This window comes from Marivivens marinus, from assembly GCF_035969385.1.
Classification (GTDB): Bacteria; Pseudomonadota; Alphaproteobacteria; order Rhodobacterales; family Rhodobacteraceae; genus SELP01.
The window spans coordinates 1-23,846 of the sequence record NZ_JAYKKJ010000003.1 but is presented as its reverse complement, the minus strand read 5'-3'; the positions used below and the strand labels follow the sequence as shown (position 1 = coordinate 23,846).

Here is a 23,846-nt window from a genome sequence, read left to right as displayed (position 1 = left end):
CGGGGCCGCCCTTTCTTGTTGTCGGACGCTCAGGCCGCTTGCTTGCCTGCGCCGAACCGGGCGTAGAATTCCTCGCCCTCGTCGGCCATGTTGCGCAGCAGCGCGGGCGTGGCAAAGCGGGCGCCGAACTTCTCGGCCAGTTGGTCGCAGCGTTCTGCGGCATAGGGGGCGCCGATGATGTCCAGCCAGCTGAACGGGCCGCCCGACCACGGGGCAAAGCCCCAGCCAAGGATCGCGCCGACATCGCCTTCGCGGATGTCTTCCAGCACGCCTTCCTCCAGCGCCCGCACGGCCTCGAGCACCTGTGCGAACAGCAGACGTTCCTGCACCTCGATCAGGTCCGGCTGGTCGTCGGCCACGGGGTATTTCGCGGCCAGACCGTCCCACAGGCCGGTGCGCTTGCCCTTGTCGTCATAGCTGTAGAAGCCCGCGTTGGATTTCCGCCCCAGACGGCCCTCGTCGGCCATCCAGAAGATCACCTCGTCGACCGCCCCGTCCGGATAGGCATCACCCATCGCGGCCTTCGTCGCCTTGGCGATCTTCACGCCAAGGTCGATCGAGGTTTCATCGACCAGTTGCAGCGGTCCCAGCGGCATCCCGACCATCTTGGCCGCGTTTTCGATCAGCGCGGGGGCGACCCCTTCGGCGACCATGCGGATGCCTTCGTTGATGTAGGGAATGATGCAGCGGTTGGCATAGAAGAACCGCGCGTCGTTCACCACGATGGGCGTCTTGCGGATCTGGCGGACGTAGTCCAACGCCTTGGCCACCGCCCGGTCGCCGGTTTCGCGGCCCTTGATGATCTCGACCAGCATCATCTTTTCAACCGGGCTGAAGAAGTGGATGCCGATGAATTGTTTGGGGCGCACGCTGGCCTTGGCCAGATCGCTGATCGGCAGGGTCGAGGTATTGGTGGCGAAGATGCAGTCTTCGCCGACGATCGCTTCGACCTTCTTGGTGATCTCAGCCTTGACGGCGGGGTCTTCGAACACGGCCTCGACGATCAGATCGGCCCCTTTCAGCGCCTCAAGATCGGTGGTGGCGGTGATCAGGCCCAGAACGGCGTCCTTCTTCTCGGCTGTCACCTTTTTCCGGGCGATGCCCTTGTCCAGATAGGCCTCGGTATAGGCTTTGCCCTTGTCGGCAGAGGCCTGCGCCTGGTCGATCAGCACAACTTCGATCCCGGCCAGAGCCGAAACAAGCGCGATGCCCGCGCCCATCATGCCTGCGCCCAGAACACCGACCTTGGTGACCTTCTGGTCGTCCACGGCAGGGCGGTTGGCGCCTTTTTCCAGCGCTTCCTTGTTCACGAACAGGCTGCGGATCATGGCAGAGGAGGACGGGTTCATCAGCACATGGGTGAACCAACGTGCCTCGATCTTGAGCGCGGTGTCGAAGGGCACCATCGCCCCTTCATAAACCGCCGACAACAGCGCCTTGGCCGCCGGGTAGACCCCTTGGGTCTTGCCGTTGACCATGGCCGATGCGCCGACGAAGGTCATGAAGCCCGCCGGGTGATAGGGCGCGCCGCCGGGCATCTTGTAGCCCTTGGCGTCCCACGGCTTCACAAGGTCCGCGTCGGTGGCGTTCAGAATCCATTCCTTGGACCGGGCCAGCAGGTCTTCGGCGGGCACGACTTCGTCCACGACGCCCGCGCGTTTCGCGGCCTCGGGCGAATTCAGCTTGCCCTCCAGCAGCAGCGGCGATGCGGCCATCGCGCCCATCTTGCGCGACAGGCGGGTGGTGCCGCCCGCGCCGGGGAAGATGCCGACCATGATCTCGGGCAGGCCGATCTTGGCCTTGGGGTTGTCGGCGGCGATGATCCGGTGGCATGACAGCGGAATTTCCAGCCCGATCCCCAGCGCGGTGCCCGGCAGGGCGGCGACGATGGGCTTGCCGCCCTTCAGGGTTTTCGGGTCCATGCCCGCGCGTTCGATTTTGCGCATGATGCGGTGGGCATTCATGATCCCGTCGAACAGGCTCTGCGCCGGGTCGTCCCCGGCCATTTCCTTCATCTTGGCGATGACCTTCAGGTCCATCCCGCCGGCAAAGCTGCCGGGCTTGCCGCTGGTCAGGATCACGCCCTTGATCGCATCGTCGGCCAGTGCCTGATCAATCAGCGCCTCCAGATCGTCCCACGCCTCAAGCGTCATGACGTTCATGGATTTGCCCTTGGTGTCCCATGTGATCGTGGCGACGCCATCGGCGTCGGTTGCCATGGTGAAATCGGTCATGTCGGACACTCCTTACACGCGTTCGATGATAGTGGCCGCGCCCATGCCGGACGCGATGCAAAGGGTGGCAAGGCCGGTGCCCTTGCCGGTACGTTCCAGCTCGTCCAGCAGGGTGCCGATGATGATCGCCCCGGTGGCGCCCAGCGGGTGGCCCATGGCGATGGACCCGCCGTTGACGTTCACGACCGACGGGTCGACATCGAAGGCCTGCATGAAGCGCAGCACGACCGAGGCGAAGGCCTCGTTCACCTCGAACAGGTCGATATCGGAAATCGACATACCGCTGTCGGCAAGGATCTTCTCCGTCACCGGAACCGGGCCGGTCAGCATGATGGTCGGGTCGGTGCCGATCTTGGCGGTGGCGCGGATGCGGGCGCGGGGTTTCAGGCCCCATTTCTCGCCAAACTCCTTGTTGCCGATCAGAACCCCGGCAGAGCCGTCAACGATCCCGCTGGAGTTGCCGGCGTGGTGGATGTGGTTGATCCGCTCAAGGTGCGGGTATTTCATCAGCGCGACCTTGTCGAAACCGGGCATCACCTCGCCCATGTCCTTGAAGCTGGCTTTCAGTGCGCCAAGGCTTTGCATGTCGGTGCCGGGGCGCATGTATTCGTCGTGGTCCAGTATGGTCAGCCCATTGATGTCACGCACCGGAACGATGGATTTGTCAAACCGGCGGTCGGCCCATGCGGCGGCGGCGCGTTTCTGGCTTTCGACGGCCAGCGCATCGGCGTCATCGCGTGAAAACCCGTATTCGGTGGCGATGATGTCGGCGGAAATGCCCTGCGGCACGAAATAGGTCTCCATCGCGATCGACGGGTCAACGGCAATCGCCGCGCCGTCGGAGCCCATGGCCACCCGGCCCATCATTTCCACGCCGCCTGCGATATAGGCCTCGCCCGCGCCACCCTTGACCTGGTTGGCGGCAAGGTTGACGGCCTCCATGCCAGAGGCGCAGAAGCGGTTGATCGCAAGGCCGGGGATCGACTGATCAAGGTCCGAAGCCAGAACGGCGGAGCGCGCCAGACACCCGCCCTGTTCGCCGACCTGGGTCACGTTGCCCCAGATCACGTCCTCGACCGCGTGGCCGTCCAGTCCGTTGCGGTCTTTCAGGGCGTTCAGCACACCGGCCGACAACCGCAGAGAGGTCACCTCGTGCAGGCTGCCATCGGCGCGGCCTTTGCCGCGCGGGGTGCGCACGGCGTCATAGATATAGGCTTCAGACATCGTATCCTCCATCACGCGCCGGGAAAGGCGCGGGTCATCAGGTCGTAGGGGTGTTTCCAGCCGGGCAGGGTTTCGATCCGGCCCAGCCATGCGTCGATTGCCGGGTATTGCACCCGGTCGAATGTGAAAGGTTCGGGGTAGAACAGGTATCCGCACAGCGCGAGATCGGCGATGGTCACGTCATCGGAGGCGACCCAGTCGCGCCCCTCCAGATGGGCGTTCAGCACTTTCAGGGCCGAATGCAGCCGCATCGACAGGAACCCGTTCACATCGGTGTTGCGCTTGTCTTCGGGCAGGAAGTTCATGTTGAACCGCAGCGTGCCCGCGACGCCCGACACCTTGTGATTGTCAAAGAACATCCAGCGCAGAACCTCGCGCCGTTCGGCGGCGGATTTGCCGCCCAGCTTGCCGGTCTTGGAGCTGATGTAGTCCTGAATGACCCCCGATTGGGTCAGGACCGCGTCGCCATCAACCAGAACCGGAACCTCGCCCATGACATTGATCGCCCGAAATTCGGGGCTGCGCGTTGCGCCGCGGAAGAAGTCGACGAACTCGGGGGTCCAGTCTTCGCCCGCCAGTTCAAGGGTTAGCGCCGCCTTGTAGGCATTGCCGCTTTCGCCAAAACAGTAGAGTTTCATCGCTTTCGGGCCTCCAGTTCAGAATTGAAAATCCGCAGCCGCGCTCCGAATTTTTCCGCGTCGATGACACTGTCGAAGTTCTCGAACAGGAAGGACAGCGCCTCGCCCTCGTCCAGTCCGGCCTCGGCGGCGAACCGCTTTAACCGGCGATAACCGTCCTCGGTCATGGCGACCGGAAAGCGGCGGGTCAGGCGAAAGCGTTTGGGCATCTTGTTCTCCTCCGGGGTGGGCAGGGGCGCGGATGCGCCCCCGTCCGGGCCAGCCTAGAACTGGTCGGCGCTCAGGGCCATGACCGTTTCCGCGCCGCTTTCGATCTTGGCCAGATGCATGGCGCAAGCGGGCAGTTGGCGGGCCATGTAGTAGCGCCCGGTGGCGATCTTGGTCTCGTAGAACGTCACGTCCTCTGCGCCCGCATCCAGCGCGTCATGGGCGGCCTTGGCCATACGGGTCCACATCAGCCCAAGGCAGACATGGCCCATCATGTGCATGAAATCATAGGACCCGGACAGCGCTTCGTTCGGGTTTTTCACGCCGTTCTGCATGAAGAACATGCCGGCCTGCTGCAATTGCTTCGATGCGGCCTTCAGCGGCTCGACAAAGCCTGCCATGCGCGGATCATCCGCATGGGCCTTGCATTCGTTCTTGACCATTTCGAAGAAGGCCATGACGTGCTTGCCGCCGTCCTGGGCCAGCTTGCGGCCGACCAGATCCAGCGCCTGAATGCCGTTCGCGCCTTCGTAGATCATGGCAATCCGGGCATCGCGGGCGAACTGGGACATGCCCCATTCTTCGATATAGCCATGGCCGCCATAGACTTGCTGCGCCTGCACGGCCATTTCGAACCCCTTGTCGGTCTGGAACCCTTTCAGCACCGGGGTCAGCAGGGAAATCAGGCCATCGGCCTCGGCATCCTTGTTCTTATGCGCCCGGTCGATCAACATTGCGCCCCAGAAGGTCAGCGCGCGGGCCCCTTCGACAAAGCTTTTCTGATCCATCAGGCTACGGCGGATGTCCGGGTGCACGATCAGCGGATCGGCGGGGCCATCGGGGTTTTTCACGCCGGTCACGTCGCGGCCCTGAAGCCGGTCCTTCGCATAGGCCAGCGCATTCTGATAGGCGGCTTCGGCCTGCGCATAGCCCTGAAGGGCCACGCCAAGGCGCGCTTCGTTCATCATCGTGAACATGGCGCGCATACCCTTGTGTTCTTCGCCCAGAAGATAGCCCACAGCGCCGTCATAATTCATGACGCAGGTCGCGTTGCCGTGGATGCCCATCTTTTCCTCGATCTTGCCGACGGACACGCCGTTACGGTCGCCAAGGCTGCCGTCCTCGTTCACAAGGAATTTCGGCACGATGAACAGGGACACGCCCTTGATCCCTTCGGGGCCGCCGGGGATCTTGGCAAGGACAAGGTGGATGATGTTGTCAGCCATGTCGTGTTCGCCGGCCGAGATGAAAATCTTCTGCCCGGTCACTCGGTAGGTGCCGTCATCTTGCGGTTCTGCCTTGGTGCGCATCAGGCCCAAATCGGTGCCGCAATGCGGTTCGGTCAGGTTCATGGTGCCGGTCCATTCGCAGGTCACCATTTTCGGCAGGTAGGTCTGTTTCTGCGCATCCGTTCCGTGATGGAAGATCGCGGAATAGGCGCCATGGGTCAGGCCCTGATACATGTTGAAGGCCATGTTGGCCGACACGAAGGGCTCCTGCGCGGCGGTGTGCATGACGTAGGGAAGGCCCTGACCGCCATATTCGGGGTCGCAGTCGATTGCGGTCCAGCCGCCATCCTTCATCGCCTGAAACGCATCCTTGAACCCGGACGGCGTGCGGACCACGCCGTTTTCAAGGGTGCAACCTTCGGTGTCGCCAACCACGTTCAGCGGGGCAAGCACCTCGGACGCGACCTTGCCCGCCTCTTCCAGAACGGCGCCGGTAAAGTCCCGGTCAAGGTCTTCGAACCCCGGAATATCCTGTTCGCTGACCTTGAGAAGATCGTGTAGCAGGAACTGGTAGTCTTTCGTCGGTGCGGTGTAGCTGGGCATCGGTTGTCTCTCCGTTGGTCGTCGTTCAGGCGGCGCCGGATGTCCGGCGGCGGGCGATTTCGCGTTCGCCCCAGGCCATCTGTTCCTTCAATTCGCCAATCGCCTGTTCCAGTTCGGCCTTCTGGGCCTCCATGTCGGCAAGGTGCTGGCGGGCAAGGTCATAAGTGCGTTCCAGCTGGGTCTGCTGGCTGTCGCCCATGTGATAAAGGTCCAGCAGTTGCCGGATCTCTTCGAGGCTGAAGCCGAACCGCTTGCCGCGCAGGATCAGTTTCAGCCGCGCGCGGTCGCGTTTGGAATACAGGCGCTTCTGGCCTTCCCGCAGCGGAAAGATCAGTTCCTTCGCCTCGTAGAACCGCAGGGTGCGCGGCGTGACCTCGAAGGCCTCGCACATCTCGCGGATGGTCATCATTTCATCAGTCGACATATCAAGTGTCCGGTTAACGGTCTGAGGGTTTGATTGATCAGAAGGTGATGAGTCACCCACGACCATACAAGATCAGATGACGTTAACGTAAACGTAACGTGACGTCAGAAATCTGCTGACCCGGGGTAAGGGCGGCTGCTACATCACACAGGTCGCGGTTTACGCCCCTGTTCGGGCGGCCTATTGTCCGCCGAAATCAACCCCGCACATCAAGGGAACCGGCAAGGGCAGCATGGCCAACCTAAGGCAAAACATCGGCGCCAAAGCCGTGCGCAAGCTAACACGGTCCGGTGATATCTTGATACCGGCGGACTGGGCGAAGGTCTTTCTTGGGGTGTCGCGCCGGGGGCCGTTCGGGGTGTCCGACCTGCTGGACATCGCCCGCCAGACCGAGGACCTGTCACACCTTCGGGGGTGGGTGACCCGGCCCTTTACCGATGTGCCTGCAACCGTCATTCCTGCGCCCTTCTACATGCCCGACCTGTCCGCGCTATGGCCGAAGGTCAGCCAGTCGCCGTTGAACAGCCTGCATTTCTTTCGGTCGGAGATCCGCAAGGACCTGCAGCACTGGGTGCTGGAGGACGTCTTTTTCGTCTATTCCCGCAATCGCTGGGTGATCCTTCGGCCGGACGGCAAGTGCGGTCTGATCGACCCGATGTCAACCGCCCTGCCCACGCCGGAATGTCTGCGGCAGATCGCAGAGGGGCAGGTGCAGCCGGTCGACCGGTTGTGTTTCGCGGGCGATGTTTCATCAACCGGGAACCCCGGCCATTTCATCACCGATCAACTGGCCCGCGCGGTCATCTTCCGCGACCGTCTTGGTGTGGCAACTGACGCGATTTCCCTTCCGATGACGCAGGCCCCGGTCTGTCAGGTGGCCCGCGATTGCGTGATCCCCAAGGTACAGGCGCTGGCGGATGGTGTGATCCTGCATGTGAAGCGGTTCGAGATACTGTCGACTGTTCAGTATCGGGGGCATCCGTTCTGGTATCTTGACCCGGATACCATGGCCGCCATTTCCAGGCCGATGCAGGACCTGGCAAAGGGCCAGAACGGGCAGGGGCCGTGCATCTACCTGAGCCGCCGGGGAAACCCACGCCGTCCCATGGTGAACGAACCCGCGCTGGAACGGGCACTTGCGGCCAAGGGGTTCACCATCCTGCGTCTTGAGGACCTCGATGGGCCGGCGCAGCTTGGCGCGCTTTACCATGCGGATACGGTTGTGGCGCCGCACGGCGGTGCGCTGGGAAGCATGATCGTCATGCGACCGGGAACCCGATTGCTAGAGCTGTTTTCGCCACGGATCGGAACGTTGGCCTATGCGGGCATCGCGGGCGCAATGGACCTGCGCTATGACCTGATGATCGGGGCAAAGCCGCTGATCGGCGGGCAGTCGGGTGGCTGGAAGATGTCCCCTCGTGCGGTCTTGTCCCGCATCTCGGAACTGGAGACTAGCTGATCCCCTTCGCGGTTTCGTCCCGCAGCGCCTTCAACTCGTCCATCATCTCTTCGAGGTTCTTCTTTTGCTCGGCCAGATCGGCCAACTGCCGGTCTGCCATGTCGACGAAGGTCTGCATCTGGACCTGCGTGCCTTCGTGTTCATAGATCAAAAGCCACTGGCGGATGTCTTCAAGGCTGAACCCCCAGCGGCGGCCACGCAGGATCAATGTCATCCGGGCCACTTCGCGCGGGCCATAGAACCGGGACCGGCCTTCGCGGTCGGGCGCAAGAAGTTCAATGTATTCGTAATACCGAAGCGTCCGCGGGGTCACATCGAACCGGGCGCACATTTCCTTGAATGACAAACGGGTATCAGACATCGCGCTCCTCCGGCTGCGGAAAATCTAGCGCCGGGCGGGGCAGGGGGCAACCGGAATACGCGTTCAGTTCATGAAACCGGGGGCAAATACATAGAACCCGTAGGCAACGATGAGGGCGGGAATGGTTGAATAAAGCGTCGCCCAAACCGCCGCCTTGGGGTTCAGCGCAATGGCCGGGAACAACGCGTCGCCGTCGTTTGAGATCGCGTTGCCGATCAGGGCCGCGAAGGGGATCACCCCGTTGATATAGAGGGTCGCGACAAGAACCTGCGGTCCGCATCCGGGGATCAGGCCGATGACGATCCCCATCAAGGGCAGGACCGGCCCGATCGACTGGAACAGGGCCGCAAGATCCAGCCCGGCAAAGGTGGCGACATAGTCATAGGCCAGATAGGCGCCGATGACCCAGACGGAGATAAAGGATGTTTCTTCCGCCATGCGGGTCAGCGGGTTGTCGGCGCTGTGGGTCATCGCGTTGACCGGCGACGTGGACCAAAGCGCAAGGCCAATTGCGGTCCCGGCAAGGCCGATCCACAGGGGCACGGCACCAAAGGCGGCTTCAAGATCGACCTGTGCCAGCTGCGAAATGCCCAGCCCAAGACCCGGAATGGCAACCAGAAGATAGCCGAAGTCGCGCAACCGCACCTGCCCGATCCGGGGCGCCAGATCGCAGGCCGTGCCGGATTGCGGGGTCAGATTGTCGGGGGCAAATGCGTCGATCAGCCAGCCAGAGATGATCCCGACGGTAAAGGACAGGGGCAGAACGACCAGCGCCGCATCGGGTCGGGTTGCCAGCAACAGAAAGGCCGCGTCGCCCATCGTTGCCGTCAGCGTGGCGACGACCGCGCCAAAGCCCACATTGCCCGAGGAATAGGCCGCAACGACCACAACTGCGCCGCCGCATCCGGGCGTTGCGCCCAGCAGGGCGGCCAGCGGAACCTGCCAGCCTTTCGCGCCCTTCAGGCTTTCGCCGATGTCAAAGCGGAACACCCGTTCCGCCCCGTAGAACAACAGGAGGGTCGCCGCGACAAAGGCTGACACCTGCACATAGGCATCCACCATCAGGCCACGGGTCAGCTCGCCGAGCGTTCCGGGGGCAGCGGCCAGCGCCAGAAGGATCGCGGCCACAACCATGCGCCATGGCCGGAACGGACCGATACGGCCCACGGCAATCCGCCCGCCCGTGCTGGTCATTCCGGTTGTCATGTCGGTCATCTTGCGCTCCTGAAAATGAGAATAATTCGCAAGTGCAGTTATAGCACTTGCAGAAGGCGGTTCAAGGGGCAAGTTTGCGCGGGACAGTGGAAGAGGGGCAGATGACCACGGAACCCGACGACATGACCGCCCGCCGCGAACGGCTGGCCCGGCAATTCATCGAAGCGATCCCGCACAGCCGGGCGCTGGGCATGACCCTGTCCGAAGTTGGCGAAGGCACAGCCACAATCGCCATGCCTTATGACGACCGGCTGATCGGCGATCCCGAAACCGGTGTCGTGCACGGCGGGGCGGTGTCCGCCCTGATGGATACCTGCTGTGGCGCGGCGGTGATGGCGCATCCGGCGGCCGCGGTCGGGACGGCCACGCTTGACCTGCGGATCGACTATATGCGCCCCGCCACGCCGGGCCAGACCATCAAGACCCGCGCCGACTGCTATCATGTCACCCGCACTGTTGCCTTTGTCCGGGCGGTCGCGATGGACGACGACGAATCGCGGCCCGTGGCCACAGCCACCGGGGCCTTTACCGTGGAACGACCGAAAGGACCCCGCACATGAGCCGCCGTCCCGAACCCGTTCAGGTGGTCAAGCAGCGGCGCGACGCAGCGCTGCAACGGCTGGTGCAGGGGGTGCCCTATATCGGGTTCCTTGGGGTGCAGTTCGACCGGCGCGGGGACGAACTGACCGCGATCCTGCCCTTCAAAGACGACCTGATCGGAAACCCGATGCTGCCCGCTTTGCATGGCGGGGTTACGGCGGCCTTTCTTGAGATCACGGCGATCATCGAACTGGCCTGGTCGATCATGTGGGAGGATATGGAAAGCCCCTCATCGCATGGGGCGGATTTCCAATTGGAAGAAGGCCTGCCGCGCCTGCCCAAGACCATCGACTTTACCGTCGACTACCTGCGGTCGGGCCTGCCGCGCGATGCCTATGCGCGGGCGCGGATCAACCGCTCTGGCCGCCGTTATGCCAGCGTCCATGTCGAAGGTTGGCAGGACAATCGGAGCCGGCTTTTCGCGCAGGCCACCGGGCATTTCCTTATGCCGCCGCGCGGATAGGGGCGTGAAGGCCGCCCGCACCGGATACCGGCCCGTCACCCACCGGCGGGTCCTGTCGATTGCCGTCCCTATCGTAATTTCCAACGCAACCGTGCCGATCTTGGGCGCGGTGGATACCGGGGTGGTCGGGCAATTGGGGCAGGCTGCCCCCATCGGCGCGGTCGGGATCGGGGCGATTATCCTGACCGCTTTCTACTGGATCTTCGGCTTCCTTCGGATGGGCACCGCCGGTCTGACCGCGCAGGCGAACGGGGCGGGGGACGGGGCAGAGGTCGCGGCGCTGTTCACCCGCGCGCTGATGATCGGCGGGGCGGCGGGACTGGTGATGATCTTGCTGCAAGGGGCGATCTTCTGGCTTGGCTTCGCGGTCTCCCCCGCCAGCCCGGAAGTCGAGGCGCTTGCCCGGTCGTACATGGGCATCCGGGTCTGGTCGGCCCCCGCCGCCATCGCGCTTTACGGGATCACCGGCTGGCTGATCGCGATGGAGCGCACGCGCGGGGTTCTTGTGATCCAGATCGGGATGAACGGCATCAATATTCTTCTCGACCTCTGGTTTGTGCTGGGGTTGGGATGGGGCGTCGAAGGTGTGGCCAGCGCCACCTTGTTGGCCGAATGGGGCGGCGTGGCGCTTGGCCTATGGCTCTGCCGGGATCTGTTGCGTGCGCCGGAATGGCGGGCGTGGGGCCGGGTCTTTGACCGGGCGCGCCTGCGGCGAATGGGGCAGGTCAACAGCGATATCCTGATCCGGTCGGTCCTGTTGCAGGCGATCTTTGTCAGCTTCCTGTTCTTCGGGGCGGACTTTGGCGATGTGCAACTGGCCGCCAATCAGGTGCTTCTGCAATTCCTGCATATTACCGCCTATGGGCTGGACGGTTTTGCCTTCGCCGCGGAAACCCTTGTCGGGCAGGCCCTGGGCGCGGGCAGCCGGGCACGGCTGCGGCGAGGCGCGGCGCTGACCAGCCTGTGGGGCGCGCTGGTTTGCCTTGGGATGGCGGCGTTCTTCACGATTCAAGGTGGTTGGTTGATCGACGTCATGGCCACCGCGCCCGAGGTGCAGGCCGCCGCCCGCGATTACCTGCCATGGATGGTCGCGGCCCCGTTGATCGGATTGCTCCCCTGGATGCTGGATGGGGTATTCATTGGCGCGACGCGCACGCGGGACATGCGCAACATGATGGTCCTGTCGGCGGCAGGCTATTTCGCGGCGGTCATCCCGCTGATGGCGATGTGGGGCAATCATGGGCTTTGGGCCGGGCTGATCGTCAGCTTTGCCCTGCGCGGCGCGACACTCGGCGCGCGCTACCCGGCGCTCGAGCGGAGCGTGGCCGAGCGTCCGGCCTGATCCGGCACTTTCAGAAAATCTCCAGAACCGCCTCGGGCGGACGGCCGATAAGGGCACGGCCCTCGTGGATGACCACGGGCCGTTCGATCAGGACCGGATGGGCAACCATCGCGGCAAGGATGGCGTCCTCTGCCGCGTCCTTCAGGCCCATTTCCTTCGCGATAGCCTCGCCCCTGCGCAACAGTCCGGAGGGCGGCAGGCCCAGCATCTCCAGAACCGCGCGCAGGTCCGCCTCGGTCGGGGCATCCTCAAGATAGCGGCGCACGGTCGGGGTCAGTCCCCGGTCTTCCAGAAGCGCCAGCGTCTCGCGGGATTTCGAACAGCGGGGGTTGTGCCAGATCACGGTCATGTCCAGTCCCCCCGGCCCGTGCCGACCGCCTCGGCCACATTGGCGAACCCGTCGCGGGCCAAAAGCGCGTCCAGCCCGCGCGTGATTTCGTCCACAAGGCTGATCCCGCCATAGACCAGCGCGGTATAAAGCTGCACCGCCGACGCGCCGGCCCGGATCTTCTGATAGGCCTGTTCTGCTGTGCCGACACCGCCCACGCCAACCAATGGCAGGTCGGTCATCCCAGACAGACGGGCCAGAACGCGCGTGGACTTTTCGAACAAGGGCGCCCCGGAAAGGCCACCTTTTTCGTCCCGATTTGCAGATTTCAAACCTTCGCGCGACAGGGTGGTGTTGGTGGCGATGATCGCCGACAGGCCCGAAGTGCTGGCCACATCGGCGATATCCTCAAGATCCGCGACCTCCAGATCGGGGGCGATTTTCAGGAAAATCGGCAGGGGTCTGGCCAGTTTCGCGTTCGCCTCCATCACCCCGGCCAGAAGTGCGGAAAGGGCGGCCTTGCCCTGCAGGTCGCGCAGCTTTTCGGTGTTGGGCGACGAGACGTTGACCGTGGCGAAATCCACATACGGGCCGCAATGGGCCAGCACCCGCGCGAAATCCGCCGCCCGGTCATCGCTGTCCTTGTTGGCGCCAAGGTTCAATCCGGTGCGTCCGTGGGGATGAGCGGCCAGCCGTGCGCCGATCGCCTCCATCCCGTCATTGTTGAACCCGAACCGGTTGATCGCGGCGCGGTCATCGCTCAGGCGGAACAGGCGCGGGCGCGGGTTGCCGGGCTGCGGGCGCGGGGTGGCGGCGCCCACCTCGATGAACCCAAAGCCGCAGCGATAGAGCGGGGCGAGCGCGGTGGCGTTCTTGTCAAACCCGGCGGCAAGCCCGACCGGGTTGGGCAGGTCCAGCCCCGCAAGGCGGCATTTCAGGCGGTCGCTGGTAAACGGCCCGGCCTTTGGTCCCAGTCCCGCGCGCAGGGCGGTAATCGCCAGCCCATGCGCCCTTTCCGGGTCCATCCGGTGCATCAGCCCCATCCCGAGGCGTTCCAAAACACTCATGTCAGGTTCAGGATGTTGCGGCCCGACAGGTCCTGCGCCACGAAGCGGAACCAGACCACCTCTGACCGCAGAAGCGGGCGGTTGTAGATATGCGGAAACAAGGCCCCGCCGCGCGAGGGCTCCCAGACCAGATCCTCGCCATAGGTGTCGGCGCGCAGCGCGGCCAGCACCAGATCGGATTGACCGGCAAAATGCTTGTCCGCCGTCTCCTGCGCCTGTTCAGCGGTCGAGGTATGGATATAGCCATCGGCCAGATCAACGGGCGCCCCGTCGAACCGGCCGGTGTCACACAGCGCCGTCCACTGGTCGGCGGTCAGGATCTTGTAAATCAGCATGGCCGTGGTTTCGCGCGGCCCGTGCCCAAGGTCAAGCGGTCTTGGTTAGTCCAGCTCGGTCCAGGGCCAGGGTTTCACCTCGGACGCGGCGGTTTGATACCGCGCGGCCTTGGCCACCCAAATCCCCAGAGAGGTGCCGAATTCCGCAAGCTGGTCATTGGGTTTGCCGCCGCCGATCACCATCAGAACGAACTGGATCAGGGTCACGACCCCAAGGATGGTCTGGGCGAAGGAAATCATGATCGCGATCAGGATCATGTAGACCAGCCGCATCAGCAGGCTGTCCTTCTCGCCGGGTTCAAACTGCGGCCCGTTCATCCGTCCTTCGAACTTGTCATCTTCCGTCATCTCAGCCCCCATTCCGTGCTGCGTCAAAGACCATGTCGATCATCGCCTGTGTGCCCCGACTGAATTCCAGCGGGCAGGGGTAGGCGGCCCCTTCGCGCACTGTGCGGGCGAAGTTTTCAACCTGCAAGACATAGTGGTTTACGCCCGGAAACCGTTCGACCGTGCGGGTGTTTCCGGCGGTTTCCAGCACCAGTTCCGCCTGATCGAAGACATTCGCGTTGAACGGGCAAGTGACCCGCAGCACGCCGGTTTCGCCGTGAAACACCACCTCTTGCCGGTTGAAGGCGCGCATGGAAACCATGGCCGAATAGGTGAAACCGGGGAAATCGGCGGCGATCCGGTTGAACACATCCACCCCGTTTTCAAACCGGATATGGGCGTGCGGCACCGCGGTGGGCTCTTGCCCGGTAACAAACCGGACCGAGCCGAAAGTATAGACCCCGATATCGGGCAGGGCGCCGCCGCCGGTCTCAAGCTTGTTGCGGATGTTTCCGGTGTCGGCGGCATTGTTGTAGGAAAACGCCGCATCCACATGGACCAGCCGCCCGACAGCCCCGCCCTGCACCAGGTCGCGGGCGCGCTGCCATTGCGGGTGATGGACGATCATATAGGCCTCTGCCGCCAGAAGCCCGGTTGCGTCCCGCTTGGCAATCACCGGGTCAAAGTCGCTGGCCGCCATGCCCAGCGGCTTTTCCACCAGCACATGCTTGCCCCCGTCCAGCGCCTTTAGCGCCCATTCCTGATGCAGGTGGTTGGGCAGGGGGATATAGACCGCGTCGATGTCGGGATCTGCCAGCAGCGCGTCATAGCTGCCGTGAACCCGCAGGCCGGGGTGGAAGGCGGCAAAGGGCGCGGCCTTGGCCGGGCCGGATGTGGCCAGCGCGGCAAGATCCGCCCAGCGGGCGGCGTGAATGGCCGGCGCCATATGTTCACGGGCAAATTTGGCGGCCCCCAGAATACCCCAGCGGATCGGTTCCATGCATGTCTCCCTTGTTGCGGACAGGTTAGCGGTGACATTGGGCCGGGGGAAGGGGCTGGCGAGCGGCATTTGTGGATCAGACGGAAATCGGGAGATGGATAGAAGATCTGAGCTGATATTGACCTTGCCCAAGCATTGGAGTCGGTGGATCATGACACATGGAAATTGAACCGGGCGAAGCAAAAGCTCTGTCGGATATCGACACCTACGGCTGCCACATCATCCACGTCTTTGAGGACGAGGAAACGCCTAGGTTCAGCTATTCAGTTGGAATCGAGAAGACGTCAGGGCAACCGGAACTGATTGTCACCGGACTTAGACGCGAACTCGCACATTGGATCATTAACGAATACAATCGAAGAGTTCGAAAGGGTGAGGTATTTCAACAAGATACTCCGTATTTCGGTTTTCTCGAGGGCCATTATGTGACCTTCAAGCTGATGTCGAAAGATTACTATTCAAAGTATCTTGGTTGGGACCTTTGGCTTTATGGAGGTCCGAATTTTCGAGTTCTGCAGATGATTTGGCCAAGCACCGGCGGCAAGTGGCCTTGGGATGCCGACGCCCCTGCGGACTACAAGGGCTCCATCCCACTCCTTTTTGAACCCGTCAAATTCGCTCTGCTGCGTCAGCTTCGTCCCTTGAAGCGCCTTGTTGGTCATGAAAAGGCCGCGCCCAAATAGGCGCGGCCTTCCTTTGAGATCGCAGGGTCGGGCGGGTCAGGCCGGGGTCAGCATGCCCTTCTCGCGGGCGAGGTCCTGCATCCGTTTTTGCAGCTTTTCAAAGGCCCGGACCTCGATCTGGCGGATGCGCTCGCGGCTGACGTCATATTGCGCGGACAGGTCTTCTAGCGTGACGGTTTCCTCGGCCAGACGACGCTGGACCAGAATGTCCTTTTCACGGTCGTTCAGCACGCCCATCGCCTCGGCCAGAAGGGCGCGGCGGGCCTCCAGCTCGTCATGCTCGGCATAGTCCTCGGCCTGATTGGCGCTTTCGTCCTCCAGCCAGTCCTGCCATTGGGTCGCGCTTTCACCATCGCTGCCCACCATCGCGTTGAGCGAGGCGTCAGAGCCGGACATGCGCCGGTTCATGCTGATCACCTCATCCTCGGTCACGCCAAGGTCATGGGCGATCTGGGCGACGTTTTCCGGCCGCAGGTCGCCTTCTTCCAGCGCACCGATCCGGGCCTTCGCCTTGCGCAGGTTGAAGAACAGTTTCTTCTGGGCGCTGGTGGTGCCAAGTTTCACAAGGCTCCACGACCGCAGGATATATTCCTGGATCGAGGCGCGAATCCACCACATGGCATAGGTCGCCAGCCGGAACCCTTTTTCCGGGTCAAATCGTTTGACCGCCTGCATCAGGCCGACGTTTGCCTCGGAAATCACCTCGGCCTGGGGCAGGCCATAGCCGCGATAGCCCATGGCGATCTTGGCCGCGAGCCGCAGGTGGCTGGTGACCAGACGATGTGCCGCGCCACTGTCTTCATGGTCCACCCAGCGCTTGGCCAGCATGTATTCCTCTTCGGGTTCCAGCATCGGGAACTTCCGAATTTCCTGAAGATAGCGGTTCAGGCCCTGTTCCGGCGATGGTGCCGGAAGATTTGCGTAGTTGCTCATGTTCTGTCCCCTCCCAATGTTTAAGGGTTTAACATGGATATGGTGGCGCTACCGGCCCCGTTCAAGGGGCCAACAGCCGTTCGAATGGAAATATGGACCTCCGGGCGCGGGGATACGAGGGGCATTTCCGCGCGCTCACGCAGATGGGACTGATGTTTCAGGCACAGCTAGAAGGGGTTATTCGAATTCCTGGCTGGCAAGGGCGCGGTAAATCTCGCGCCGGACCAGTTTGCGGACGTTGCGGGTGATCCTTTCGCCAAGCGTGCCCTGAAGCTCTTCGCGGACAATCTCGGCCACGATGCGGCGCAGCGTTTCCTCGTCAATGACATTGCTGTCGGCAACAAAGGCGTCCAGGTCTTCGTCCATTTCCCCGGCAAAGGCATGCCCGCCACCCGGCGCCATGTCGGGGTTCGTATCCCCTCCCAGATCTTCGGCCAGATCCGATAGTTGTTCTTCGCTTACATGATCGGGGCCGACGTGCTGGAACATGACCTCGGGTTCATCCGGCTGAACATAGGGTTGCGCTTCTTCCCCCTCGCGAAACCGGGTTTCCTGCGGGGCAGAGGTCCAAACCGGCTGTTCCTCTTCCGACCCGTCTGGCTCCCATTCATCTGCCTGACCTCCGACAGCGGCTTCAAGCTCGGCAACGGTTGCCATCAGCCGGTGTTGCGGCGAAAGGGTTTCTTCAGCGTCGGTTTCAGGCTGACCGGCATCGGCGGCGTCGACCTGCTCGGCGTCGGCCTCCTCCGCTTGGGCGGCGACCACCTGCGTATCGTCTTCGGTCACAGTGTCCTGCTCGGGGTCGGCATCCCAGTCGATATCCGAAAAATCAATATCGCGGTAATTCGTTTCAGCACTTTGGCCAAGCTCGGGCGTGTCGGGCGACTCGGCAATCTCGGCCTCTAGCTCTGGTGCCGCTTCGGGGGGCTGCGCGGCGTGTTCCTCCGGATCGGAAGTGTCTTCGGGGTGGTCATCAGGCTGATCGACCCGAAGGGCCTCGACCTCCTCCATCTGGTCCGGTTCAGGTTCCGATTCGGGGGCGTCGGCCCCGCGCGACGTCACCCGAAGGGACGGGGTCAGGACGAACCGTTCGGGCAAATCCTCGACCTCCTCCGCCACTTCGGCGGGGTCGGCTGCCGCGGTTTCTGCCTTCAGGCGCTCCGCTTCCTGACGTTGCCAGTCCCCGTCTTCGACAAGACGGCGGATGGACGAAAGAACATCCTCGATATCGAGGTTGGTGACGGGATCGGACATGTAACTACCTGCTTGGCCTCGCCCGAAGTGTAGCCGCAACGACGAGGCCAGACAACAGATAGGGGCAATTTGAACGACAGTGGGCGGGCGGGCGCGATCAGTTGCCGATGGACTGCAGGACACGGTCCAGCGCACGGCCCTGCGGCGACAATCCGGCAGGCGCGTCCTTGACCAGATTGTAATAGGCTTCCGGGTCGTAGGTCTGCACGTCAAGGCGCAGCTGTTCCGCGGTCAGAAGCCCCATGGAGGACAGGATCGAATAGCCTGCAAGGATCTCGTCGATCTGCGCCGACACAAGGTTGGCCTGCGCGTCCAGAAGTTCCTGTTCCGCGTTCAGCACGTCAAGAGTGGTGCGGGCGCCAAGGTTGGCTTCTTCCCGGACCCCTTCAAAGGCAACGCGGGCGGCGCGGACCTGTCGTTCATAGGCTTCCCGCCCGGCGCGGGCGACGGAATAGATGGCATAGGCATTGCCGACCCCTTGCTGAATCCCGGCGCTGGTCACATGCAGCTGCGCGCGGCTGGCGTCCCGGCGGGCGCGGGCCTGCCGGATCGTCGCCTCGATCGCGCCGCCGGAATAGATCGGCCCACCGACACTCAGGGAAATCGATCCACTGTCGTTGAAATCATTGTCGAAGTTCAGCCGCCCACCCAGATCGACGGTGGGGCGCAGCGCCGCTTCTGCCCGCTGGATGTTCAACTCCGCGCCGGTGACAGCGTGTTGAGCCTGCAGGATCTGGGGGTGGCGCTGCACGGCATAGGCCTTGGCCTGTTCGACTGACCGCGACAGCGGCACGCGTGGGGCGCTGGAAAGCGTGCCCGGGCGGCGGCCCACGGCGGCGCGGAATTCTTCGACCGAACGGGCGAGGTTGCCTTCTGCGGCGGCAAGAAGGCTGCGGGCGGCGGCCAGCCGGGCCTCGGCCAGGGACACGTCGGTGCGGGTCACCTCGCCCACATCGAACCGGTCCTGCGCGGCGCGGAATTCTTCGGTCAGGACGCGAACGTTGCTGCGGCGCAGGTTGACGAATTCACTGTCGCGCTGGACGTTCAGATAGGCCGTGGCCGCCCGCAAAAGAACCTGTTGTTCGACGTTGATCAGGGCCTGCCGGGTGGCCAGCACATTTTCCTGCTGGGCGCGGATCGCCAATTGCGAGGCCCCGCCGTCATAGAGCGTCAGGTTAGCGGAAATTCCGAGGTTGAACGTGATTTCATCCGCGTCCGGCGACGGCGCCGGCCAGCTGTGTGTGGCCGAGGCGGCCCAGGATACGATCGGGCGCAGCCCGGCCGCGGCGATGGCCACGTCTTCATCGGCAACCCGCAACAAGGCGCGGTTCTGATCCAGTAGGCCGGAATTGTTGTAGGCGTCCGTCAGCGCGGCGGCGAAGCTGTCAGCGCGGGCAAGGGGGGCGGCAAGCGCAAGGCCAAGAACCAGGCCCAACCGGGCCAATCCGCGTCCAATTCTCATACCCGTCCCCTTGCTCTTCGGCCCGTGCCTGCGCCTCGTGTATTACGTTCTGATACGATGGTTCCGTCGAAGCGGATTTCGGTTCAAAGCGTAAAGGCGCTGTGTTTCTCGAACCCGGACAACACCGGGGCGCCCGCGTTGAACGCATAGCGCCAGTTCATCCGTCCGTCGATCTTGTAGCCGACCCGAACAGTGCCAAGCGCGCCTTCAGCGAATAGAACGCAGATCCGGCCGCCGTCCTGAAGTTGATCCAGCAGGGCAGGGGGCAGATGTTCCACCGCGCCTTCAACGATGATCACGTCATAGGGGCCGGATTTCGCCGCGCCGTCGGCCAGCGGGCCGGTGGTCACGGCGGCATTGTCCACGCCGTTTTCCGAAAGGGCGGCCTGCGCTTCGTCCGCGCGGGTCTCGTCCTCTTCCACGGCGACGACGAATTCGGCCAGCCGAGCCAGAACGGCGGTCGAATAGCCAAGGCCGCAGCCCAGATCCAGAACCACCTCGTCGGGCTGAATATCCAGCGCGTCCAGCATCTTGGCGAAAGTGCGGGGTTCAAGGATCACCCGGTTGCCGCCCAACGACAGGTTTTCGCCCACATAGGCCGCCTCGCGCTTGTCGGCGGGAACGTAAAGTTCACGCGGGACAGAAAGCATCGCGTCAATGATGGGGAACTTGGTTACGTCCGAAGGGCGGACCTGTGTGTCGACCATCATGGTCCGGCGAGTGGAATAATCGGCCACGTCTAAACTCTTTCGTTCAGTTAGCTTGGAACGGTGATGCCATATTCGGGCGGTCTGGGCAACGGGGGAAAGGGCCGCATTTTCCAGCGAAACGGCGCTTGCACCGCCCCGCGAAGCAGGCTATCCCACCCCTGCTCCGAGGCGAGTTGGCGGAGTGGTGACGCAGCGGATTGCAAATCCGTGTACACCGGTTCGATTCCGGTACTCGCCTCCAATAAAATCAATGACTTAACTGATTTTTTCTTCGCAAAATAGCGATACACACTTGATACACACTATACACACCAGAGCGTGAGTGCGTTTGCGGTGTTGAACACGGTGTTTTGGGCACTGTGTGAATCGGTGCTTTTTTAGCCGTTTTTTGAGATGTGACGCTGTGCTGAACAGGGCAAAGGCTGCAGATTTCTGCCTGTGCCATAATATGCGCAGTTTTCCTAAGTGCCCGTGCGCTGTATGCTGTTGATATGTCACAGGATGTCCAAACCATCCGCATCAGCGAATATGTGCGCTTGGACAAGCGACAACGCAGCGCCAAATGGCAAGCCCGCGTGAAGCTCGCAGACGGCAGCTGGCATCGGTTTTCTACAAAGACTGAGGATGTTGAGCGTGCCACAGATTTGGCGATGAAGTTTTTCTACACCGCTGAGGATCGCGCAAAAAACAACCTGCCCCAGAGCACCCGTAAGTTTAAGCGTGTGGCTGAGTTTGCACGGGACAGGATGCAGGAAGAACTGGATGCGGGTGGCGGGCACATCGTGTTCAAAGACTACATCACGGCAATCGACAAATACCTTGTGCCCTATTTTGGCGGCCATGACGTCTCAAGCATTGATGCCAAGGCACTGGTGGACTTCGGCAAGTGGCGCACAGAGAAGCTGGGACGCAAAGCGCATCACAGCACCATCAACACGCACAACACTGCATTGAACAGGGTGCTGGATGAAGCAGAGCAGCGTGGATGGATCACGCATGCCATTCGTCCCAAGCCTATCAATGACGGCATCAAAACCAAAAGCCGGGGCAGCTTTACCCGTGAAGAATACCGGATGATCTATGAAGAGCTGCGGGGCTTCCACAAACTCACAGACAAACCCATTACCGCGGGCACACGCGAAGTACTGCGCAACTATGTACTGATCCTCGCCAACACAGGCATGCGCCATGGCACAGAGGCCCTAGATCTCAAGTGGAAGAACCTTCTGTGGCTTGAGGAAGAGGATCAGACGTATCTGGGGCTGTTTGTGGACGGCAAGACAGGTCAGCGGCCTTTGGTGGCACGAGACAGGGCTATCAGACCTTTTGAGCGTCAGGTTCAGATCAATCCTGATCTACGAGATATGACCCTTAACGACGTGATCGAAGCAAAGCTGGACGAATACGTGTTTGTCACACGTTTGGGGCAGCGGGTGGCGCGGGCCAACCTGTCTCGCAACTTTGAGAAGCTCTTGGACAAGCTTGGGCTGGTATATGGCGCAGATGGCAAAAAGCGCACGCTCTACAGCTGGCGGCACTTCTACGCGACGCTGGACCTACAGCGCGGGATCAGCACACATGCGCTCAGCAGGCAAATGGGCAACAGCACAGGCGTGCTAGACCGGTTTTACAGCAAGCTATCGCCTTTTATGAACCCAGGGCTGCACTCGGGGCGCAATCTGCGCAACGAGCAGCTTGAACTGAAAAGCACGGTGGCTGTGACGGAGCCAGTAAAACAATCTACAACGACCCTAAAAGCACCAGATGCGCCAGAAACGGCACAACAGGCCCCTGCCCTTTCTGCAGCTGTTAAGGCGTTTGATTTATTTGATGCAGGCAAGTTGAGCGAAAGCGCCCTACTGATTGCGCTTGGCGTTTCGCGAGCGGGGTATGATCCGAGCGAGGAGCTGCGGTTGCGGGCGTTGACTGCGTTTGAGGCGGAACGACTTAGCGAAGACGGGTTGGTAAAGGTCCTGGGTTAGAGCAGTTCAACAGCAGCGCTGAGTTGCTCTGAGTTCACATCAATATACCGTTGTGTTGTTGAAATATGAGAATGCCCCGCAAGTTCTGCTAACAAGCGCACACCTACGCCCTTGTTCGCCAGTCGCGTGATATACGTCCTGCGCCCTGAATGGCTTGAGGCGTCCTTAAGCCCTACAGCTTTGTAAATGTCGAGAAACAGCTGGCACATTGTGTTGGCAGAAAAGTGCCCGCCCTTTTGGCTTTCAAACAGTGGGCGGTTTGGATCCTGCAAATAAAGTTTAGCGCCATAATCCGCCAATGCCCTGCGCAAGCGCTGGTTGAGGTACACTGTGCGTGTCTTGCCGCCCTTGCTCTGTGCTGCGCTCAGGATGAACTGCTCGCGCACGTTGCCATCCTCATCAAACACATCGCCTCGGGTCAACGCGGCCAGTTCTTTGGCCCTGAGTCCTGCGTAGAAGCTAAACAGGATGATGGTCTCGTCTCGAGTCGGATGACGGCGACTGCGGCAGTAGTGTAATACACGGCGCAGTTGGGCTTCGTTGAGTGTCTGTGCTTGGCGCATGGTGCGATCCCCTCAAAACATAATCATTTGCTACAAATGACTGTAAAGTCTGAGGTTTCGGTTGGTCGACCGAAATCACGCCACGCATGATCCTTATATTTTTCAGTGACTTAGGCGAAAATCTCATAGAATGCGAGTTCTATGAGGTTCTCTGTTGTGTGCTTTACCAGAAAACAATCAGCGCAGTCGATGCCACGGCGACAATGACCTGCGGCCCTTGACCTTGCCGATTTTAGCTAATATGTATATTTTGTCCAAAAGGAGCTGAACATGCGTAATTTTACGTCTACGGAGCTTGCGAACAAAACGGGGGATGTGCTGGCGGCAGCTGCACAGGAACCTGTGAACATTCAGCGACACGGCAAGGCTCGCTATGTGCTGCTGACCGTGGAGCAGTATGAACGCATGACTGCAAAAGCAGATCAACGCCGTGCAATACACGCAGAAGATTTGGCGCCTGAAGATGTCGATCAGCTGATAGCGCAACTCGAACACAGTATCGAACATGACTGATGCACCAAAAGCAGGGGATGTGCTGCGCTATCCCTATTTGTGGGCACGGCAAGCAGGGCATGGTGAAACAGAAGGCCGTAAAACTCGTCCCTGTGCGGTGATCTTGTCTTTGAAGGCTGGGAGTGGGCAAACAGAGCTACGTTTGTGCGCTGTAACCACACAGCCCCCACAAACAGGCACCCACGCTGTTGAAGTTCCCGAAATTGAAAAACGCCGTGCTGGGTTGGATAGCGGTGTGCCGCTTTGGGTGATTGTGGATGAACACAATTTGGATGTGTTTGAGCAGAGTTTTTACATCGAACCCCACAGTCACATAGGCGCATTCAGCACTAGTTTTACAAAAGAGCTGCAGAAAGAAATGGTCTTGGCCTTGCGTCAGCGCAATTCGAAAGCTGTAAGCAGACGCGATTAAACGGCCTTAGTACTCCTCGGCCAGCATCACCGTGAGCACCCGCGCCGTGACGGTTTCATCTGCGGGGTCGGGCGAGTGCATTGTGTAGTCGAGGTCAAAATAATCAATCTTCCAAAAGATTTGATGATCTTGGAACATGAGTGACCCGAAGTCATGCTCGCCGTAGGGGTCATTGGCTGGCGTAAAATCGTCATAAGCTTTTGGAATAGCCCCCTGAAAGTGGTCCACCAACTGGGATAGTTTGTCCCGCAAATTGGAGGATCAGCGATGGCTGGGAA

General features: G+C 61.6%; 27 protein-coding genes and 1 tRNA gene. 9 read left to right on the top strand and 19 right to left on the bottom strand.

Translation table 11 applies throughout. The features are described 5' to 3' along the window. Window positions 1-29 precede the first annotated feature (29 nt). The 6 genes from U3648_RS04905 to U3648_RS04880 are packed head-to-tail and all read right to left on the bottom strand — an operon-like array spanning window position 30 to window position 6,559. A complete protein-coding gene (locus U3648_RS04905) occupies window positions 30-2,234 on the bottom strand; it encodes a 3-hydroxyacyl-CoA dehydrogenase NAD-binding domain-containing protein (RefSeq protein ID WP_420858128.1) in 2,205 nt (734 codons plus the stop codon). A 12-nt stretch (window positions 2,235-2,246) separates the two neighbouring features. Beyond that, window positions 2,247-3,458: an acetyl-CoA C-acetyltransferase gene (locus U3648_RS04900; protein ID WP_420858127.1), complete on the bottom strand. Its 1,212-nt coding sequence runs from the start codon at window positions 3,456-3,458 to the stop codon at window positions 2,247-2,249. An 11-nt stretch (window positions 3,459-3,469) separates the two neighbouring features. Then, a complete protein-coding gene (locus U3648_RS04895) occupies window positions 3,470-4,096 on the bottom strand; it encodes a glutathione S-transferase family protein (RefSeq protein WP_420858126.1) in 627 nt (208 codons plus the stop codon). Next, window positions 4,093-4,305: a hypothetical protein gene (locus U3648_RS04890; RefSeq protein WP_420858125.1), complete on the bottom strand. Its 213-nt coding sequence runs from the start codon at window positions 4,303-4,305 to the stop codon at window positions 4,093-4,095. Before U3648_RS04890 ends, U3648_RS04895 begins: the two co-directional genes overlap by 4 nt. A 54-nt stretch (window positions 4,306-4,359) precedes the next feature. Continuing rightward, window positions 4,360-6,135 carry an acyl-CoA dehydrogenase C-terminal domain-containing protein gene (locus U3648_RS04885; protein ID WP_420858124.1) on the bottom strand — a complete coding sequence of 592 codons (1,776 nt, stop codon included), beginning with the start codon at window positions 6,133-6,135 and terminating at the stop codon, window positions 4,360-4,362. 25 nt (window positions 6,136-6,160) lie between these two features. Beyond that, a complete protein-coding gene (locus U3648_RS04880) occupies window positions 6,161-6,559 on the bottom strand; it encodes a MerR family transcriptional regulator (RefSeq protein WP_207209200.1) in 399 nt (132 codons plus the stop codon). A 268-nt stretch (window positions 6,560-6,827) separates the two neighbouring features. Here U3648_RS04880 and U3648_RS04875 point away from each other — a divergent pair, with 268 nt between their 5' ends. Beyond that, a complete protein-coding gene (locus tag U3648_RS04875) occupies window positions 6,828-8,018 on the top strand; it encodes a glycosyltransferase family 61 protein (RefSeq protein ID WP_420858123.1) in 1,191 nt (396 codons plus the stop codon). Here U3648_RS04875 and U3648_RS04870 read toward each other — a convergent pair. Together U3648_RS04870 and U3648_RS04865 are read right to left on the bottom strand one after the other, a co-directional pair. Further along, on the bottom strand, window positions 8,011-8,379 hold the full coding sequence (locus U3648_RS04870) for a MerR family transcriptional regulator (RefSeq protein ID WP_420858122.1): 369 nt from the start codon (window positions 8,377-8,379) through the stop codon (window positions 8,011-8,013). The genes U3648_RS04875 and U3648_RS04870 overlap by 8 nt on opposite strands. Window positions 8,380-8,442: 63 nt before the next feature. After that, window positions 8,443-9,594 (bottom strand): putative manganese transporter, encoded by a 1,152-nt coding sequence (locus tag U3648_RS04865; protein ID WP_420858121.1) that lies wholly within the window; start codon window positions 9,592-9,594, stop codon window positions 8,443-8,445. A 101-nt stretch (window positions 9,595-9,695) separates the two neighbouring features. Between U3648_RS04865 and U3648_RS04860 the strand changes: the two genes are divergently transcribed. The 3 genes from U3648_RS04860 to U3648_RS04850 are packed head-to-tail and all read left to right on the top strand — an operon-like array spanning window position 9,696 to window position 11,999. Then, complete coding sequence (locus tag U3648_RS04860; RefSeq protein WP_420858120.1) at window positions 9,696-10,154, top strand: PaaI family thioesterase; 459 nt, start codon at window positions 9,696-9,698, stop codon at window positions 10,152-10,154. Further along, entirely contained in the window at window positions 10,151-10,657 is a 507-nt protein-coding gene (locus tag U3648_RS04855) for a PaaI family thioesterase (protein ID WP_420858119.1), read from the top strand. Before U3648_RS04860 ends, U3648_RS04855 begins: the two co-directional genes overlap by 4 nt. 4 nt (window positions 10,658-10,661) lie before the next feature. Continuing rightward, window positions 10,662-11,999, top strand: coding sequence for an MATE family efflux transporter (locus tag U3648_RS04850; protein ID WP_420858118.1), 1,338 nt, complete (start codon window positions 10,662-10,664; stop codon window positions 11,997-11,999). 10 nt (window positions 12,000-12,009) lie between these two features. Here U3648_RS04850 and arsC read toward each other — a convergent pair whose 3' ends face one another. Genes arsC through U3648_RS04825 form a run of 5 tightly spaced genes read right to left on the bottom strand, consistent with a single transcriptional unit; the run spans window position 12,010 to window position 15,056 of the window. Beyond that, a complete protein-coding gene (gene arsC, locus U3648_RS04845; protein ID WP_420858117.1) occupies window positions 12,010-12,348 on the bottom strand; it encodes an arsenate reductase (glutaredoxin) in 339 nt (112 codons plus the stop codon). After that, complete coding sequence (locus tag U3648_RS04840; RefSeq protein ID WP_420858116.1) at window positions 12,345-13,394, bottom strand: quinone-dependent dihydroorotate dehydrogenase; 1,050 nt, start codon at window positions 13,392-13,394, stop codon at window positions 12,345-12,347. The genes arsC and U3648_RS04840 overlap by 4 nt, the downstream gene beginning before the upstream one ends. Beyond that, window positions 13,391-13,729 carry a DUF952 domain-containing protein gene (locus tag U3648_RS04835; RefSeq protein ID WP_420858115.1) on the bottom strand — a complete coding sequence of 113 codons (339 nt, stop codon included), beginning with the start codon at window positions 13,727-13,729 and terminating at the stop codon, window positions 13,391-13,393. Before U3648_RS04835 ends, U3648_RS04840 begins: the two co-directional genes overlap by 4 nt. A 45-nt stretch (window positions 13,730-13,774) precedes the next feature. Next, window positions 13,775-14,077: a DUF4389 domain-containing protein gene (locus U3648_RS04830; protein WP_420858114.1), complete on the bottom strand. Its 303-nt coding sequence runs from the start codon at window positions 14,075-14,077 to the stop codon at window positions 13,775-13,777. Window position 14,078: 1 nt separating this feature from the next. Then, window positions 14,079-15,056, bottom strand: coding sequence for a Gfo/Idh/MocA family protein (locus U3648_RS04825; RefSeq protein WP_420858113.1), 978 nt, complete (start codon window positions 15,054-15,056; stop codon window positions 14,079-14,081). Between the two features lie 158 nt (window positions 15,057-15,214). Between U3648_RS04825 and U3648_RS04820 the strand changes: the two genes are divergently transcribed. Beyond that, window positions 15,215-15,739 carry a DUF4262 domain-containing protein gene (locus U3648_RS04820; RefSeq protein ID WP_420858112.1) on the top strand — a complete coding sequence of 175 codons (525 nt, stop codon included), beginning with the start codon at window positions 15,215-15,217 and terminating at the stop codon, window positions 15,737-15,739. 36 nt (window positions 15,740-15,775) lie between these two features. Here the strand turns inward: U3648_RS04820 and rpoH are convergent, their stop codons facing one another. From rpoH to U3648_RS04800, 4 genes are all read right to left on the bottom strand, one after another. Beyond that, on the bottom strand, window positions 15,776-16,672 hold the full coding sequence (rpoH, locus tag U3648_RS04815) for an RNA polymerase sigma factor RpoH (RefSeq protein ID WP_420858111.1): 897 nt from the start codon (window positions 16,670-16,672) through the stop codon (window positions 15,776-15,778). 177 nt (window positions 16,673-16,849) lie between these two features. Next, window positions 16,850-17,926 (bottom strand): hypothetical protein, encoded by a 1,077-nt coding sequence (locus tag U3648_RS04810; RefSeq protein WP_420858110.1) that lies wholly within the window; start codon window positions 17,924-17,926, stop codon window positions 16,850-16,852. Window positions 17,927-18,023: 97 nt separating this feature from the next. Continuing rightward, entirely contained in the window at window positions 18,024-19,388 is a 1,365-nt protein-coding gene (locus U3648_RS04805; RefSeq protein ID WP_420858109.1) for a TolC family outer membrane protein, read from the bottom strand. 83 nt (window positions 19,389-19,471) lie between these two features. Continuing rightward, a complete protein-coding gene (locus U3648_RS04800) occupies window positions 19,472-20,125 on the bottom strand; it encodes a protein-L-isoaspartate O-methyltransferase family protein (protein ID WP_420858108.1) in 654 nt (217 codons plus the stop codon). Between the two features lie 140 nt (window positions 20,126-20,265). Here U3648_RS04800 and U3648_RS04795 point away from each other — a divergent pair. Next, window positions 20,266-20,339 (top strand) — tRNA-Cys (locus U3648_RS04795). A 250-nt stretch (window positions 20,340-20,589) separates the two neighbouring features. Next, complete coding sequence (locus tag U3648_RS04790; RefSeq protein ID WP_420858107.1) at window positions 20,590-22,080, top strand: tyrosine-type recombinase/integrase; 1,491 nt, start codon at window positions 20,590-20,592, stop codon at window positions 22,078-22,080. On the opposite strand, the gene U3648_RS04785 is transcribed toward U3648_RS04790, so the two are convergent. Beyond that, window positions 22,077-22,643, bottom strand: coding sequence for a tyrosine-type recombinase/integrase (locus U3648_RS04785; RefSeq protein ID WP_420858106.1), 567 nt, complete (start codon window positions 22,641-22,643; stop codon window positions 22,077-22,079). The two genes, U3648_RS04790 and U3648_RS04785, sit on opposite strands and share 4 nt — an antisense overlap. Before the next feature lie 270 nt (window positions 22,644-22,913). On the opposite strand from U3648_RS04785, the gene U3648_RS04780 reads away from it, so the two are divergent. Continuing rightward, on the top strand, window positions 22,914-23,156 hold the full coding sequence (locus tag U3648_RS04780; protein ID WP_420858105.1) for a type II toxin-antitoxin system prevent-host-death family antitoxin: 243 nt from the start codon (window positions 22,914-22,916) through the stop codon (window positions 23,154-23,156). Further along, a complete protein-coding gene (locus tag U3648_RS04775) occupies window positions 23,149-23,568 on the top strand; it encodes a hypothetical protein (protein ID WP_420858104.1) in 420 nt (139 codons plus the stop codon). Before U3648_RS04780 ends, U3648_RS04775 begins: the two co-directional genes overlap by 8 nt. Window positions 23,569-23,574: 6 nt before the next feature. Here the strand turns inward: U3648_RS04775 and U3648_RS04770 are convergent, their stop codons facing one another. Then, window positions 23,575-23,796 carry a DUF3768 domain-containing protein gene (locus U3648_RS04770; protein WP_420858103.1) on the bottom strand — a complete coding sequence of 74 codons (222 nt, stop codon included), beginning with the start codon at window positions 23,794-23,796 and terminating at the stop codon, window positions 23,575-23,577. Between the last annotated feature and the right edge of the window lie 50 nt (window positions 23,797-23,846).

Bases quoted from the DNA above. Each gene is read 5' to 3' on its own strand.
- U3648_RS04855 (WP_420858119.1), top strand. From the start codon at position 10,151: ATGAGCCGCCGTCCCGAACCCGTTCAGGTGGTCAAGCAGCGGCGCGAC.
- U3648_RS04790 (WP_420858107.1), top strand. From the start codon at position 20,590: ATGTCACAGGATGTCCAAACCATCCGCATCAGCGAATATGTGCGCTTG.
- U3648_RS04805 (WP_420858109.1), bottom strand. From the start codon at position 19,388: ATGAGAATTGGACGCGGATTGGCCCGGTTGGGCCTGGTTCTTGGCCTT.
- U3648_RS04880 (WP_207209200.1), bottom strand. From the start codon at position 6,559: ATGTCGACTGATGAAATGATGACCATCCGCGAGATGTGCGAGGCCTTC.
- U3648_RS04785 (WP_420858106.1), bottom strand. From the start codon at position 22,643: ATGCGCCAAGCACAGACACTCAACGAAGCCCAACTGCGCCGTGTATTA.
- U3648_RS04810 (WP_420858110.1), bottom strand. From the start codon at position 17,926: ATGTCCGATCCCGTCACCAACCTCGATATCGAGGATGTTCTTTCGTCC.
- U3648_RS04870 (WP_420858122.1), bottom strand. From the start codon at position 8,379: ATGTCTGATACCCGTTTGTCATTCAAGGAAATGTGCGCCCGGTTCGAT.
- U3648_RS04885 (WP_420858124.1), bottom strand. From the start codon at position 6,135: ATGCCCAGCTACACCGCACCGACGAAAGACTACCAGTTCCTGCTACAC.
- U3648_RS04820 (WP_420858112.1), top strand. From the start codon at position 15,215: ATGGAAATTGAACCGGGCGAAGCAAAAGCTCTGTCGGATATCGACACC.
- U3648_RS04905 (WP_420858128.1), bottom strand. From the start codon at position 2,234: ATGACCGATTTCACCATGGCAACCGACGCCGATGGCGTCGCCACGATC.
- U3648_RS04865 (WP_420858121.1), bottom strand. From the start codon at position 9,594: ATGACCGACATGACAACCGGAATGACCAGCACGGGCGGGCGGATTGCC.
- U3648_RS04840 (WP_420858116.1), bottom strand. From the start codon at position 13,394: ATGAGTGTTTTGGAACGCCTCGGGATGGGGCTGATGCACCGGATGGAC.
- U3648_RS04895 (WP_420858126.1), bottom strand. From the start codon at position 4,096: ATGAAACTCTACTGTTTTGGCGAAAGCGGCAATGCCTACAAGGCGGCG.
- U3648_RS04780 (WP_420858105.1), top strand. From the start codon at position 22,914: ATGCGTAATTTTACGTCTACGGAGCTTGCGAACAAAACGGGGGATGTG.
- U3648_RS04825 (WP_420858113.1), bottom strand. From the start codon at position 15,056: ATGGAACCGATCCGCTGGGGTATTCTGGGGGCCGCCAAATTTGCCCGT.
- U3648_RS04860 (WP_420858120.1), top strand. From the start codon at position 9,696: ATGACCACGGAACCCGACGACATGACCGCCCGCCGCGAACGGCTGGCC.
- U3648_RS04890 (WP_420858125.1), bottom strand. From the start codon at position 4,305: ATGCCCAAACGCTTTCGCCTGACCCGCCGCTTTCCGGTCGCCATGACC.
- rpoH (WP_420858111.1), bottom strand. From the start codon at position 16,672: ATGAGCAACTACGCAAATCTTCCGGCACCATCGCCGGAACAGGGCCTG.
- U3648_RS04835 (WP_420858115.1), bottom strand. From the start codon at position 13,729: ATGCTGATTTACAAGATCCTGACCGCCGACCAGTGGACGGCGCTGTGT.
- U3648_RS04775 (WP_420858104.1), top strand. From the start codon at position 23,149: ATGACTGATGCACCAAAAGCAGGGGATGTGCTGCGCTATCCCTATTTG.
- arsC (WP_420858117.1), bottom strand. From the start codon at position 12,348: ATGACCGTGATCTGGCACAACCCCCGCTGTTCGAAATCCCGCGAGACG.
- U3648_RS04900 (WP_420858127.1), bottom strand. From the start codon at position 3,458: ATGTCTGAAGCCTATATCTATGACGCCGTGCGCACCCCGCGCGGCAAA.
- U3648_RS04830 (WP_420858114.1), bottom strand. From the start codon at position 14,077: ATGACGGAAGATGACAAGTTCGAAGGACGGATGAACGGGCCGCAGTTT.